General features: G+C 44.8%; 16 protein-coding genes. 11 read left to right on the forward strand and 5 right to left on the reverse strand.

Translation table 11 applies throughout. From position 1 onward, the window contains the following. Positions 1-2: 2 nt before the first annotated feature. The gene (locus MHI21_RS03500; RefSeq protein WP_342419444.1) at positions 3-344 is read right to left on the reverse strand and encodes a tail fiber protein; all 342 of its coding nucleotides are present in this window, start codon (positions 342-344) and stop codon (positions 3-5) included. Between the two features lie 239 nt (positions 345-583). Between MHI21_RS03500 and MHI21_RS03505 the strand changes: the two genes are divergently transcribed. The 3 genes from MHI21_RS03505 to MHI21_RS03515 are packed head-to-tail and all read left to right on the forward strand — an operon-like array spanning position 584 to position 4,600. Beyond that, positions 584-2,284 carry a spore germination protein gene (locus tag MHI21_RS03505; protein WP_342419445.1) on the forward strand — a complete coding sequence of 567 codons (1,701 nt, stop codon included), beginning with the start codon at positions 584-586 and terminating at the stop codon, positions 2,282-2,284. A 25-nt stretch (positions 2,285-2,309) separates the two neighbouring features. Then, entirely contained in the window at positions 2,310-3,404 is a 1,095-nt protein-coding gene (locus tag MHI21_RS03510; RefSeq protein ID WP_160789451.1) for a GerAB/ArcD/ProY family transporter, read from the forward strand. Then, on the forward strand, positions 3,401-4,600 hold the full coding sequence (locus MHI21_RS03515; protein ID WP_342419446.1) for a Ger(x)C family spore germination protein: 1,200 nt from the start codon (positions 3,401-3,403) through the stop codon (positions 4,598-4,600). Before MHI21_RS03510 ends, MHI21_RS03515 begins: the two co-directional genes overlap by 4 nt. A gap of 64 nt (positions 4,601-4,664) precedes the next feature. Here the strand turns inward: MHI21_RS03515 and MHI21_RS03520 are convergent, their stop codons facing one another. Further along, positions 4,665-5,213, reverse strand: coding sequence for a PadR family transcriptional regulator (locus MHI21_RS03520; RefSeq protein ID WP_285061831.1), 549 nt, complete (start codon positions 5,211-5,213; stop codon positions 4,665-4,667). 166 nt (positions 5,214-5,379) lie between these two features. Between MHI21_RS03520 and MHI21_RS03525 the strand changes: the two genes are divergently transcribed. Continuing rightward, on the forward strand, positions 5,380-5,871 hold the full coding sequence (locus tag MHI21_RS03525; protein WP_104497281.1) for a phenolic acid decarboxylase: 492 nt from the start codon (positions 5,380-5,382) through the stop codon (positions 5,869-5,871). A 103-nt stretch (positions 5,872-5,974) separates the two neighbouring features. Here MHI21_RS03525 and MHI21_RS03530 read toward each other — a convergent pair whose 3' ends face one another. From MHI21_RS03530 to MHI21_RS03540, 3 genes are all read right to left on the reverse strand, one after another. Then, on the reverse strand, positions 5,975-6,421 hold the full coding sequence (locus MHI21_RS03530) for a hypothetical protein (RefSeq protein ID WP_342419447.1): 447 nt from the start codon (positions 6,419-6,421) through the stop codon (positions 5,975-5,977). 270 nt (positions 6,422-6,691) lie between these two features. Then, positions 6,692-7,078 (reverse strand): winged helix-turn-helix transcriptional regulator, encoded by a 387-nt coding sequence (locus MHI21_RS03535; RefSeq protein ID WP_250259483.1) that lies wholly within the window; start codon positions 7,076-7,078, stop codon positions 6,692-6,694. 164 nt (positions 7,079-7,242) lie between these two features. Next, entirely contained in the window at positions 7,243-8,586 is a 1,344-nt protein-coding gene (locus MHI21_RS03540) for a glycoside hydrolase family 30 protein (protein ID WP_342419448.1), read from the reverse strand. A gap of 211 nt (positions 8,587-8,797) precedes the next feature. Here MHI21_RS03540 and MHI21_RS03545 point away from each other — a divergent pair, with 211 nt between their 5' ends. From MHI21_RS03545 to MHI21_RS03575, 7 genes are all read left to right on the forward strand, one after another. After that, the gene (locus MHI21_RS03545) at positions 8,798-9,478 is read left to right on the forward strand and encodes a response regulator transcription factor (RefSeq protein WP_342419449.1); all 681 of its coding nucleotides are present in this window, start codon (positions 8,798-8,800) and stop codon (positions 9,476-9,478) included. Beyond that, entirely contained in the window at positions 9,475-11,244 is a 1,770-nt protein-coding gene (locus MHI21_RS03550) for a HAMP domain-containing sensor histidine kinase (protein ID WP_342419450.1), read from the forward strand. Before MHI21_RS03545 ends, MHI21_RS03550 begins: the two co-directional genes overlap by 4 nt. A 23-nt stretch (positions 11,245-11,267) precedes the next feature. After that, positions 11,268-11,777: a CDP-diacylglycerol--serine O-phosphatidyltransferase gene (pssA, locus tag MHI21_RS03555; protein WP_025677988.1), complete on the forward strand. Its 510-nt coding sequence runs from the start codon at positions 11,268-11,270 to the stop codon at positions 11,775-11,777. Between the two features lie 22 nt (positions 11,778-11,799). Next, a complete protein-coding gene (locus MHI21_RS03560) occupies positions 11,800-12,294 on the forward strand; it encodes a DedA family protein (protein WP_013308662.1) in 495 nt (164 codons plus the stop codon). Between the two features lie 87 nt (positions 12,295-12,381). After that, entirely contained in the window at positions 12,382-12,798 is a 417-nt protein-coding gene (gene psiE, locus MHI21_RS03565) for a phosphate-starvation-inducible protein PsiE (RefSeq protein WP_254327328.1), read from the forward strand. Positions 12,799-12,853: 55 nt separating this feature from the next. Continuing rightward, positions 12,854-13,861, forward strand: a complete 1,008-nt coding sequence (locus MHI21_RS03570; RefSeq protein WP_023986914.1) for an AI-2E family transporter — start codon at positions 12,854-12,856, stop codon at positions 13,859-13,861. Positions 13,862-14,057: 196 nt separating this feature from the next. Beyond that, positions 14,058-14,615: an NADPH-dependent FMN reductase gene (locus MHI21_RS03575; protein WP_342419451.1), complete on the forward strand. Its 558-nt coding sequence runs from the start codon at positions 14,058-14,060 to the stop codon at positions 14,613-14,615. Positions 14,616-14,617: the final 2 nt, after the last annotated feature.

Consider the following 14,617-nt stretch of genomic DNA (forward strand, 5'->3'; position numbering starts at 1 on the left):
TATTATGGGCGGGACGGGTATGACCCCTCGGTAGCGATGTAGTAGTTTACATTTGGCAACGGGGAAGCTCCGCGTAAGTCAGGCAATGCAAATGTGTTCATTCCATCACCGCCAAAATTAGTGCCCAGCAGGCTGAACAATGCAGCATTCTGATTAATGCTCAAGAGTTGACCCTCGCATTTTAGCCAGCCCTGGGGAGCGAACATGTAAGGATACATCGTAATTTCCCCAAGATAAGGTTCGGGCGATGCTTGAGCCTGCTGGGGACTGATCGCTGTTCCCCCTAACAAAATGCCCGCTAACAAACTCAACACAGCGGCTTTCTTCCAAAAATGCTTCTTCATACCTACAACTCCTTTTTTAGATTCGAATAATGGCCCACGAATTCAACAAATTTGTGACATTAGTCATAGAATGAATAGATATTATCATGGAATTCCACTTTTGGCACTACAGTTCATCTATCAAATTCACCTTTTTATTCCTTTTGTGAGTAAAGAAATTTATTCCATTGCCCATGCATCTTTTTTCTAATCCAGGTAAATCTATATACAAATCCTATGGAAGTGAAGGAGGAAAGAGTGTGTGGCAGGTCATCGGAACTCATATGCCCAAATGGAACGTATGGATGGAAGCTTTCTTTTTGTTCATCATCCCTTTGATTATTTTTCTGACGGTACGACAAATTAGAGCGATGGATGGTCGAGAGAGCAGACGTATGGAACGATTAAAGCTTTTAGAAGAAGAAGACCGTTCGCAGCATGCAGATCATGATCCATCTGTAAGTGAGGCTGAGAAGGAAAAAGGAACCTTTACCGAAGATTATGAAGCCAATGTAGCAAAAATCAGACAAGCCGTCACGGATATGTCGGACGTGAACGAACGATCCATTTTTCTGGAAAAATTGAACGCTGTAGGCACACTTTTTTTTGTGGATGGATTAACAGACAAGGTTGGCATGGATCAGAACATTTTAAAGCCACTAATGGATTGGGGGAGTTCCGGGCAAGGGGGGGAGGATCTTCCGAGAGGAGAGGAGCTTCGGAATATGTTTATTCGTCAGGTCATGCTGGTATCGGAAACAGAGTATACGTTAGAGGTGCAGTTCTCCTTGCAAAAGGTGCTGTTCGGTTCTGTCATACTCATGATTCAGGGCATACCAGGCGCTTTTGTGTTGGGTACACCCAGAGGGAATACACGAGGGGTGGAAGACCCCATATCGGAATCGGTGCTACGGGGACCACGAGTCGGATTTACAGAGACGCTCAGTGATAATACAGCGATGCTGCGCAGACATGGAGAAAGTACGGAACTAGCCATGTCGTCCTTCAAAGTCGGCAAAAGAGTGGAAAAACAGCTGATGGTAGTGTACTTCAGAGACATTGCCGACCCGGAGCTTGTAGATGAGGTGAAGCGGCGGGTTCAAACCATTGATATGGATGAGGTACTGGAATCGGGCTATGTGGAGCAGCTTATTGAGGATAATTTTCTTAGTCCCTTTCTGCAAATTCAAAATACAGAGAGACCGGATCGGGTCATGGCTGCATTACTGGAGGGACGTGTGGCGATTCTGCTGGACGGTACACCTTTTGCGCTTCTTATGCCTGTAACGTATGGGATGATGCTCCAGTCCCCCGAAGATTATTATGAACGATGGATACCAGGTTCGCTTATTCGATTCCTTCGTTTTATGGCAACTTTCATATCGCTGTTCGCCCCGGCGCTTTATATCTCCTTTATTTCGTTTCATCCCGGATTGATTCCAACCAAGCTGGTCATTTCCATTATCAGTGCGAGACAGGGGGTTCCATTTTCAACGCTGATTGAGGCCCTGATTATGGAAATTTCCATCGAAATTTTACGCGAGGCAGGACTTCGGCTCCCCAAACCCATCGGTCCAGCGATGGGTATCGTCGGCGGTTTGATTATTGGACAGGCCGCTGTTGACGCCGGGATTGTAAGTCCGATCCTCGTTATTGTGGTAGCAGTCACGGCGATTTCTTCCTTTTCCTCCCCTGTATACAGCGCTGGAATTTCCATGCGTGTCATGCGCTTTGGAGCCATGTTCACGGCGGCCACCTTCGGGTTGTATGGCGTTATTATGTTTTTCCTGCTGCTGAGTATTCATATGGTGAAGCTACACAGCTTCGGTGTTCCGTTCTTTAGTCTAACGGTCCCCCGTTCGTTGAAGGACTGGAAAGATTACTTCATACGAGCACCGTTGCAATTTATGAAAAATAGACCCATTCTATTGAAGCATAAAGACCCTAAGCGACAAGGATGAGTTTAACAACACAGGAGGGAGCAAGATGGCCCGTGGGAAAAAAGCGGATAAAATTACAACGTTACAGACAACGGCAATTGTGGTTTGCTTTATGCTGGCTGCTGGGTTGCTTACCCTTCCCCGAGTAGCGGTTGAAGTTGCAAAAACACCGGACGTGTGGATGTCTGTCATTTTAGCAGGGGCGGGCACTTTCCTGGTTGGATGGATTATGATCAAACTAAGTTCACGGTTTCCAGAAAGCACCTTTTATCAGTATGTTCAGCGGATAACAGGCAAAGTCATTGGCAAAGGGATTGGTATGCTGATTGTTATTTATTTTGTTTGTATAGCCGCATTTGAAATCCGATCTGTGGAGGAAGTAACGTCGTTCTTTCTGCTTGAAGGCACTCCGGCGTGGGCGATTTCAGCACCTTTTATGTGGCTCTCACTGTACCTATGTATGGGAGGAGTGGGTTCGTTAGGGAAAATATGTCAATTAATATTCCCGATTACGGCGGCTATCTTTTTGTTGATATGCTTGCTGAGTTTAAATATTTTCGAATTGAATAATTTGCGTCCTGTCTTGTCGGAGGGTGTGATGCCAGTAGTTAGAACGCTCAAGACTACATTCCTGACATTAACGGGGACAGAGTCCTTGCTGATTATTTTTTGTCGGATGGAAAAACCTGAGAAAGCAACCAAGGCAATCGGACTGGCGATTGGGATCGCGGTCGCTTTTTATACAGCTACGCTGATCCTGTGCATTGGCGCTTTTTCGTTGGAAGGAGTCTTGAGCAGAACCTGGCCATTTTTAGATTTGGCCCGCAGCTTTGAAGTGGAGTATCTGTTATTGGAACGGTTCGAATCCTTATTGTTGACCATTTGGATCATGCAAATTTTTGCTACATTCAGCATTGCTTTTTATTGCGCTTCGCTCGGAGTTTCTCAAATTTTGAATAGCTCTTATTCCAAGATGCTGTTCATTTTGCTTCCGATCATCTACTTCCTATCCCAAATTCCCAAAAATCTGAATGAGTTATTTTCTTTTGGAACGATCCTGGGGAATGGAGCTTTCGTTTTATTCGCTCTGCTTCCACTGCCACTTCTGCTTATTTCTCGCTGGAGGAAGGTGCGGTCATGATGAGGGCACGGTCAGCATTACTCGGGATAGTGGCTCTCCTGATATGCAGTACACTGTCAGGTTGCTGGAGCAGCTCGCCGGTGGAGGATCTAAATCTGATGACAGGCATTGCTATGGATGTAGAGGCAGAATCTTCGCAAGAAGAGCAAATTAATCAGAAAGGAGGAGATTATCCAAAAAAAGAGTTAATCACCGGAACCTTTCAATTTGTCATCCCTGAGGAAAGCGGAGGCTCCAATAGCTCCTCCCCACAAGCTAAAAAATTTTTTAATATTACGGAAACGGGAGATTCCGTTTTTGAAATGCTAAGAGAAATTTCATTAAGGACCAATCGGCCTCCCATCGGGCAACATCTGAAAACGATTATTATCAGCTCCAGTCTGCTTCGCAAGATTCCGTTGTATGAGCTGCTGGACTTTTTCTTAGGGGATAATGACATTCGGCCCAGCGTACAGCTACTGATTAGTACAGACAAGGCGGGCAAAGCTCTTCAGGAGAAAATTCCTGGTCAAATTCCTGCCTATATCTTAAAGGATATTTTCCAAAATCGTAAACGGAACGCACGGTTGATAAAGCCCGTGGCTTTGGTTAAAGTGGTCGGGCCCATGAAGGGTAAAAGAAGCTTTATATTGCCTAATGTTATTACGGCGGAGAATGAAATCAAGCTTGCAGGTGCGGGAGTCATCAAAGGAAAGACGCAAACATACGCTGGTTTTCTGAATGAATCAGAGGTCGAGGGTCTTATGTGGATCAAAGGCGAGCTGGATGGAGGCGTGTTGAAAAGTAGCGATCCCCAGACCGGTAAAAATATAGCCTATGAGATCAAAGCGGTGAAAAGCAGGATCAAGGCCATTGTTCAGGGGGACGACATTTCCTTCCAAGTGAAAATGACCTCAGAGGGACGCGTTTCGGAGGTGCATATAAAGAATGAAAATTTACGCAACAACAATGTGCTTGGACAAGAAGAGGGTCTCTTTCAGGAGAAAGTAATTTCATTAGCTGAACAAACGTTAGCTAAAATGCAAAAGCTGAAGGTAGACGTCGGAGGTTTCGGAGAGGCCTTGAGGATTCAGCATCCTAAAGTTTGGCGTAAGGTCAAAGAGGATTGGGATACCACTTTTAGCACCATTCCTGTACGGTTTAGCACAGATATCCATATTGAAGATTACGGCTCTTCGATTACGACGGCAGACTAGTTTGCACGTATTTTAGAAAAACCTTCAATACCACGAATCTACGTGGCGTTGAAGGTTTTTTAGGCTATTCAAACAGGGACAGTGTTTCTTCCAGCCACGTAATATAGCTTTCTTCCCGATTAATGGCACGGCTCAGCACCAGATAATGCCCGAATTGGTTAGAGCCGGGGGATTGAAGGTTGTCGTCCAGCTGTTGGAGGGATTTTTTACTTTCGTACAGATACTCCAGTTTTTCTTTACGTTTGGCAATCTGGTCCTCGAACAATCGCTTGTTCTCTTCCTTGGGGATGGCCGCTGAGAAATACAGCATAAGCATAAACTCATCCTTTTCCGTTTCCGGTAACTCCTTGGGGCTTAGCAGCCATTCGGTCAGTTCTAGGGTTCCTTTGGGGGTAATGTAGTACAATTTTTTTTCCAGCTTGGCTCCTGTAATGGAGGTGCGATATTCAATGAGTCCCTCTTCAGTCAGCCTTTTTAACTCGGGATAAATCTGACTGTGTTTGGCGCTCCAAAATTGTCCGATTTCCTGCTTGAATTGGCTCGTAATATCGTAGCCGCTCATTTCCTCTTTGTGAACCAGGCCCAAAATGGCATATTTTAAAGTGCGTTTCAACGTAGCTCTCCTCGTAAAACGGTATTTGACACTAGTATACCACAGTGCTACAATTTATATGTACTTAAAAACATGTTTATATTTACATGTTTTGAATTGAATAATTATTATCTTTGGTATCCTATTCAATTCATGAAAAATTATAATTAGGAAAGAAGGATGCAAGATGGACAAGTTTATCGGCAGCCACATGATTTACACCTATGAGAATGGTTGGGAGTATGAAATATATATTAAAAATGAAGATACGATTGATTATCGCATTCATAGTGGAATGGTAGGCGGACGCTGGGTACGTGATCAGAAGGTCAATCTGGTGAAGCTGGTGGAAAATGTGTATAAAGTATCGTGGACCGAACCGACAGGCACTGACGTTTCTCTGAACTTTATGCCTGAGGAAAAACGTATGCACGGCATTATTTTCTTCCCTAAATGGGTTCATGAGCATCCGGAAATCACTGTGCGCTATCAAAACGATTTTATTCCGCTGATGGAGGAATCGCGTGAAAAGTATGAAACGTATCCGAAGTATGTGGTTCCTGAATTTGCAGATATTACATTCATCGAAAATGCGGGTGTGAACAACGAACAATTAATTTCCCAAGCACCTTATGAAGGAATGACAGACGATATTCGTGCAGGTAAACTGCAAGTGTAATTAACTCTGTGCTGAAAGTGTAAAAGCCTGGCCTGTGATAAACAGTCTCAGGCTTTTTTACGTGAACTGGAAAGTGGATTGACAATGGAGTGGTGAATGATATTTAGAATGAATAGTAGACTAGGCCATGCTCGATGAGATAAGAACGACTAATCCGAGGGGGGAGGATGGTCGCTGTTGGGGAGAGAATGTGCAGGTTCGCATGGGCAGTCAGATCGGATAAGGCAGATAGAGCCAGCTCTGTTTTATCAGGTCCCCAATGATCAGCGTGGTGCTGAATATATTGCTCAGCCTCGGTTAAGGACAGACCCTTGAGCGAGGTAAACACGGAAGCCCAGCGGACGAGGTCAAAAGCGCCTTTAATTTCAGGCAGCTCATATTCCGCCAGACCTTGAGCGCCGTTACACGACATAGTAAGCAAGCCACAGCAATGGTGTTGATAAGGTTTTGAGTCAGGAAATTGACGATAGTCGTATTGAATCATTTCCATGGAACCAACGCGTAATTGGGTCGCTTGGGACGTTGTGGGCTGGGCAAGCGTCATGCTCATGCTAGAACGGCCTCCTTCTTGGATTCACTGTAAATAGGGATGGAAGAATCATACGTCACAGAGGATGTAATGTAAATCACGGATACAAGTGTAAAATGGGGATATGCAGCGAAAAACGAGCTTTAATGTCAATGGAAACGGATACTTGCATACATTTCTTTTGTTATCTTGGGGAACGTCTTTATATCATAAAAAACGACCCCAGATCTCCCCAGGGTCGTCTCTACTAAAAATATAGTTCAGCATTTCGCAAAATGCTTGTATTGCTGATCACACGGGTGTGACGTCCTGAATCTCTTCTTCTTTCCAGATCACGTTCTCGCGATAGTTTGATCCCCAATCGTACATTGCTCTCAGTACCGGAATCAGGCTTTCGCCATGCTCTGTTAGTGAATATTCCACATGCGGAGGGACGACGGGATAGACTTTACGAAGAATGAGCTTATCTTCTTCCAGCTCGCGCAATTGGTTGGTCAGCATTTTTTGCGTAATGTGGGGAATTAGCTTCTTCAATTCACCAAACCGCTTGGTGCCTTCCATACCGAGATGCCACAAAATAATCAGCTTCCATTTTCCACCGATGACCGCGAGAGTCAATTCCTTATCACAATTAATCAGTTTCAAATCAATCCGGTCTTTTACAGTAGTGATATTCATCGACCTCCTGTCCGTAGTTATTCCAAGTATACTATTTATAGCTACTATACGCAAAAGGATATACATCCATTTTGGAAACTATACATATGGCTTGGGCACTTATAGACCGGACAGGGACACCTGACGATGTGTCCAAGACTGGAAGAGTCCAGAAATCTGCGGTGTTAAGAAGGAGCCACAATAGTGTTAAAGGATTCCGGCTCCAGCTCCAAGCGGTGTGTTGTTTTGCCGAGAGACAGATTCAGCACACGCGATTCCTTGAACGGATTGGCGATGACTACCACCCTTTGCCCGTCTGTATTTTGAAAAGCAACTGCATTTCCAGTCCATGAGCCACGAAGTCCGATGCGTCGGGCACCCGGTAATACAAAATGAGAAAAGTGCTTCATGACATAATACTCTGGATTCAGGATAGGTTTTCGATCCGCTGGATCAACGGTGATCATCGAATTTTGCTCCCAGCCCCATGTACTCTTGCCTTTCGGTTCCAAAACCATATTCCAGTAAATATAAGCATTCACGCCATTGGTGAAGTAGTGCTGGTACAGATTATATACATATTTGGCGTAGTCCCATGAGTTTTCTCCGTTCCCGCATTCATTTTCTGTTTGCATGTAACGAAGCTCAGGATAACTGGCAACGGTGCGTTGAATGGCATTTTTGCCTGCCCACTGGTAGCCTACGCCTTTAATATATTTGTAGGCCTGGGGGTCACTCAACACGGTATGGGCATACTCATCGAATCCGGTCGAAGTCTTCTTCATTAATTCCTCCCACGGATCGGGAGCGTTAATGGTCCCCAACCAAATTTCCGTATCCAGTCCGTGTTCCTCAAAAGCAGGACCCAAATAGTCCCGAATAAATTCACGCAGCTGCTCCCCGGTCCATACACAGGAAGGGAACTTCTGATCGGCAATGACTTCATTTTGAACATGAATCTGGTGGATCGTAATACCTGCCTCGTGATAAGCCTGAACAAATTTGACAAAGTATAATGCATACGCTTTCAAAATATCCTTTTCCCAGCGCAGCGTGCCGTAATTGTAGGCCTTTGGTGATTTCATCCATGTCGGCGGGCTCCAGGGTGAAGCGAACAACTTCAGGTTCGGATTGAGTTGTAACGCTTCCCGAATAAAAGGAATGAGATATTGCTGATCACGCTCAATGGAAAAGTGCTTCATCTCCACGTCGCCGTCTGTTTCATTGTGGCTGTACCACTCCAGCGCGTAGTCACTCGCTCCAATAGGAAGTCGGCAAATCGCAAATTTGTGCTCGCCCTCTGGATGAAAGAGAGAATGAAGCACCCGATCTCGTTCGTCCTTTTCCAAATGATTCAGGGCCACATAACCTAATTCATTAAAACAGCCACCAAAGCCTTCGACAAGCTGATGCGTTTCTCCCGTAAGGGTTAGGTTGGCACTCTCTTGGGTATCGGTTAAATGATGAGCTTGGGAATGCCAAGCTTTAGCTTTGGAAGTGGAAAACCACTGAATGGTTTGATTACTCATGTATTACCCTCCTGTTCAGGCTTTTGTATCTCTTCTTATTATAGGGTAGGATCATAGGAGATGAGATGGTCTGAGCCACGACAAATTTGCCCTAATCCAAGGTTGAATTTGCGGATGAGAATTTCTGCTGATAAGAGGTATCAAGAACACATAAAGTACACATATCTTTGATATGCTGGTGTCCTAGAATGACCGAAAGAGGGAAGTCGATTTGAAGAAAAGAGTTCTTCTCGTGGAGGATGAAATACGTATTCGTGAAGTGATTGCGGATTATTTTAAACAGAATAATTGGGAAGTCTATGAAGCAGGCAATGGAAAAGATGCACTGATCTGGTTTGATTCGGTGCAGCCGGACCTGATTATACTCGATATTATGATGCCGGAGCTGGATGGTTGGGAGGTGTGCCGCCAGGTGCGCAGCCGCTCAGGTGTGCCAATCATTTTGTTGACAGCCAAATCCGGTGATGATGATAAAATATTGGGCTTTGAACTGGGAGCCGATGATTACGTTACCAAACCTTTCAGCCCCAAGGTGCTGATCGCCCGCGCCAACGCGCTGATGAAACGGGTGGAGGGACATGTACAGCCGGAGTCGCATATTTTGCGGTTCGGTAGTGCCATTCTCAACACGATGGCTCATCGGCTTGAGGTGGATCAGGCGGAAGTCGAGCTGACGCCCAAGGAGTATGAGCTGCTGCGGCTGCTTATACATAATAAAGGCATAGTTATTTCACGGGATGCGATACTGAACCGAGTGTGGGGCATCGACTTTGAAGGAGACACACGAGTTGTCGATACGCATATCAAAAAGCTGAGAAATAAGCTGGGGCGTGAATCACGCCATATTCGCACGGTTTTTGGTACAGGCTACAGGTTCGAGGAGGAAGAATGAACAAACGGGGAGTTACCTTTAAGTTGTTCATTATGACAGTTGTGTTTTTTCTGTGTTTTTACGGTATGGTGATTTTAAGTCAATTTCTGTTTTTTGAAAATTTTTATCAGAAACAAAAGATTGGTCGTGTAGAAAGCCGCTTGCAAAGCTTCGGTCAAAGTTATGTCCAGGAGGCTTGGGGATCGGGCAGGGTTTCGCGTGAGGCAGCACGCTTTATGCTTCAGAATAAAAACCAGTTGGCGATTGTAACGCTGGACGGCAAAGTAAAGCTGGATGATGCGTTTCATATCAATCTTAGAGAAACGGATGGTAAAATCGTTAAAATATCGCTGTCTCTATTTATGAACGAGTATGGAGACGAGCTGAGAGCTGCCCGGATTCAGCCTGGTGATCAGGTCACTGTTGAGGGTGAGGTGTTGGGAACAGACGGCATCTCTTCCGCCAATTTAATTTATCCAACCGGTATACAGAAGCTTGGTTTCAAAAATATAGGATCGACTTCGGAAGAGGCAAGCACAGATGGCCGTGTAAGGTTTTCCGGTACGGTGACAGAGATTGTACTGCCGGATCTGAAAACATGGAGTCAGCGACAAGGTCTACTGTATAGTGCGCTGGAGGAATGGTTTCCTTTATCCCAGGATCATCTGGAGAAACTTAAGAATTTCGAAGTGTTGGAGGAAGAGTGGACGGAACCTTGGACAGGGGTACGTAATGCAGTCATAGTCCATCCTGTTCGTCAGAGCACAGGCGAGATCGACCTTCTGTTTACAGTGACATCATTGCAGGAAATCAGTGAGACGAATGAAGCTCTGCGTTGGTTTTATCTGTACCTGGGAATCGGGGGATTTGCACTCATTCTGATTTTGTCCCTGTTCTATTCCCGAATGGTGACGCGTCCGCTCATTGCTTTGAATAATACCGCCAAGCGGATGGCCAAGCTCGATTTTACAGCCCATACACCAATTCGGCAAAATGATGAGCTGGGCAGCCTGTCCTACAGCATGTATACCCTATCTCAGAACCTGGACACGGCTTTGCGCGAGCTTCAGGAGGCCAACCAGCAATTGGTGGAGGACATGGAACAGAAGCAGAGGATGGAGGCTGTGCAACAAGACTTTTTTGCCAACGCTTCTCATGAACTGAAAACCCCGCTGAGTATTATTAAAGGCTTCGCAGAAGGATTACAAGATGGGGTTAGCGCCGGGAAGCAGGATCATTATATGAAAGTCATTGTAGAGGAAGCGGACAAAATGGAGCGATTGGTCAAAGATATGCTGGACCTCGCCAAATTGGAATCGGGTACCCTCAAGCTTCGCAAGACGACCTTTATCTTGAGTGAGCTAGTGGAGGAAGTCGTGGACAAGTTATTCCATTTGTTGAAGGAGAAAAAGCTGGAAGTGGTCATTATCCCCGCCAATGAGATGCCGATCCATGCCGATGTAGGATGGCTGGAACAGGTGATTATCAACTTTGTTGTCAATGCCATACGACATGCTGAGGAAGGAAGCTCGATCACGATTCGTATCGAAGGTGCTGGGGAAATCAGTTTTTTTTCCATTGAAAATAAAGGTGAGACCATTCCTGAAGATCAACTGGAACAGATATGGGATCGCTTTTACCGGGCCGAGCTGTCCCGAAGCCGTCAGACAGGTGGGACAGGGCTCGGGCTATCGATCGTCAAACGAATTTTGGATTTGCACGAATTCCGCTATAAGGCGGAGAATACCAAGGACGGCGTCCGTTTTGTTGTTATATTCGGAGGCTAAGCAACGGCAAAGGAGTTAAGAGTATGAAATGGAATTGGTTGCCCTCACTATGCACGATTGCAAACCTGGGGGCAGGGGTCTTATCCCTGTATTTCACGATTCATGAGCAATACATGACCGCTTTTATTCTCGTGGTGGTGGCTGCTTTATGGGATGTATTAGACGGTTTGCTGGCAAGGCTGCTGCATTGCTCCAGTGATTTTGGCAAACAGCTCGATTCGCTGGCGGATGTGGTCTCATTTGGGGTTGCCCCTGCTTTCTTGATCTTGTTATACAAGCTGGGAGATACCCATTGGATAGGACCGCTTGTGGCTGTTTTGTTTGTCATATGCGGTGCGGTAAGATTGGCAAGATTCAACCTAATGGCTTTTAGCAAAGGCTTTGTAGGTATGCCGATTACGGCGGCGGGTGTGATTTTGTCCTTTATGTTTTTATGGAGTGAGCATTTGAAGCCGGGGTTGTTGCTTGCATTAATGGTAGTGCTGTCGTTCCTGATGGTTAGCCGTATTCCCTTTCCGTCCTTCAAAAAATAATCGGTCAGGAGGTGGCTCCCCTATGGAATGGGTCATCAGCATGATTACACAATACGGATATATCGCTATTTTTGCTCTTCTTGCTCTTGGGATTATCGGCCTACCGGTTCCAGATGAAATTATTATGGTGTTTGTCGGCTATTTATCTTCTATTATGGTACTGAATTATTCGGTGTCTATATTAGTCAGCTTCATCGGTGCAATGACAGGGATGATGATCAGCTACACGCTAGGCAAAAAGCTGGGTCAGCCCTTGGTGGATAAGCACGGCAAGTGGGTTGGATTGACACCGAAGCGATTTGCAAGAGTTAAGGGGTGGTTTGCACGCTTTGGGTTGTGGACCATTTTGTTCGGTTATTTTATCCCAGGAGTCAGACATGCGACAAGCTATTTGTCGGGCATTAGTGCGATGCCTGTCCGAAAATATATGCTGGTGGCAAGCGCAGGTTCTCTGATATGGACGCTTATCTTTATCTCCATTGGTTATATTGCAGGGGCGAATATAAACTTTCATTAAGGTGACCCCAAAAGTAATGTAGCATTTTTCACGTATACCACCGATAATATAAATAAAGATACTGTACAACCAGTGAGGGGATCTGTATTGAATGTACTAATGAAGTATATTGAGAAGTTACCTAGTTTTCTGCAAATGATCTTGAATATCTCGCTGTTTCTGGTTGGGCTGATTTTAAGCTTCTTACTGCTAAAAGAAACATGGTCCATTTTTTCTTATGTTTTTTTGTACGCAGAGGCCGACAAAAATTACTATGAATTCACGGAAGAGTTGCTTGTGTTTTTCTTGTACTTTGAATTCATAGCATTAATAGTTAAGTACTTTAAAACCAATTTTCATTTTCCATTACGTTATTTTATCTATATTGGGATCACGGCTGTCATCAGGCTCATTATTGTAGATCATGATGATGCTAAAAATACATTCTGGTGGTCTATTGCTATCCTAGTCATGGTAGGTTCTCTATTGATCGCTAACAGTAAATTGTTAAAAAGAGAAAGTTAATGCTCAGGAAGATTGCAAAGTTGACAGTCAAGTGGGAGAGAGGGAATAAAGACGAATGGTAAGAAACTGGATGAATCATGCGGGCGTCAGGCGGGTAGCCGTCCTTGCGATAATCGTTTTGCTGTTGTTTATGTTAAGAAGCATGATGAATATTATGTTGTTAACACTGTTGCTTACGATCTTGATTGGCAGTATATATAACGGAGTGAATAAGCTGGTCAAGCGGTTCGTCAATGTGCCGTCAATGATCGTGCTACTACTGGTGTATGGGTTGCTAATTCTGATTATGGTGTGGGGCGTTTACCGAATGGTGCCGCTAATCGTTGTACAGGTCAAGCAGGTGTATCTCATGATTCAGCAAGCGTATATGTATCCTGATCGTAATCAATGGAACGAAACGATTATCGAATTTATGGACACGCTGAATGTTCAGCGGCTATTTGAGCCTGGCCTGAGTGCAGTGATGAAGGTCAGTCAATTGGGAACACAGCTTCTGGTGTCGATTATTTTGAGCTTGTTCTTCCTGATGGAAAAATCCTATATTACACGTTTTACAGCTACGTTTGTAGATAGCAAGCTGGGTTGGTTTTTCAAGGAAGTGGGTCATTTTGGCCGTATGTTCCTGGATACGTTCGGGAAGGTATTGGAGGCTCAACTGCTGATTTCACTTATTAACTGTATATTGACCACGATTGCGCTCTGGATTATGGGCTTCCCTAATCTGCTCGGTCTTGCACTCATCATTTTCGTACTGGGATTGGTCCCAGTGGCAGGTGTGTTTATCTCACTGGCACCGCTCGGCCTGATCGCTTTCAGTGTCGGTGGCATTCAATATGTAATCTATCTGGTTATATTGATCGTGGTGATTCATGCGATTGAGGCCTATTTCTTAAATCCGAAGCTGATGTCATCCAAAACGAATTTACCGATCTTCTTTACCTTTGTCGTACTTATTTTCTCTGAGCATCTGATTGGTATTTGGGGCTTGATTGTAGGTATTCCGTTGTTTGTTTTCTTCCTGGATCTGATTGGGATAAAACGCAAGCAAGAGAAGGATACTTGATTCAGCACTACAGATTCCACCCTAGTACAGTGACTATTGATTCATCACGAATGCCTGCGAAGCCGCAGGCATTTTTTTATTGCCCGTTTGTTCATAGGAAGAATCGCTGACGCTCATCCACTTTTTAATTCTCTTGTTAGCTATAGTACACTAAATATGCAAGATTAGATCAAGATAAAAGAAATGAGATGATCGGATGGAACAGAAAATTAAGGTATTGGCTATATCGGGTAGCCTTCGTCAAAAGTCCTCCAATACAGCGCTTATGAAGGCTACTATGGGGCTGGCTTCTGAAAATATGATGTTTACAGTCTATGATGGATTGGGGGATCTTCCGCATTTTAACCCTGACTTGGATGTAGAGGAGGGGTCAGCTTCCGTAAGAGAGCTACGGGAACAATTGAAACAAGTGGATGGAGTGCTGATCTGTACACCGGAATATGGGAATGGGGTGCCGGGTGCTTTGAAAAATGCCTTGGATTGGCTCGTATCTTCAGGTGAATTTGTAAATAAACCTACAGCGGTCATCAGCGCGTCACCGTCTCCTATGGGCGGCCATCTGGCGCATGCCTCGCTGCTGCTCACATTGCAAATGATCAATGCAGAGATTGTGGAGAATGGAAAGGTCATTATTCCGCATATCACCTTGAAGCTAAACCAGGAAGGTGAAATTACAAACGCTGAAACTAGGCAGGAGCTAGAAGCATTACTTCAAGGGCTTGAGCAAGCTTGCTTAAGCACAGGAACTCTTTAGAT

The organism is Paenibacillus sp. FSL H8-0168 (assembly GCF_038592955.1).
In the GTDB taxonomy this organism is placed as follows: domain Bacteria; phylum Bacillota; class Bacilli; order Paenibacillales; family Paenibacillaceae; genus Paenibacillus; species Paenibacillus polymyxa_B.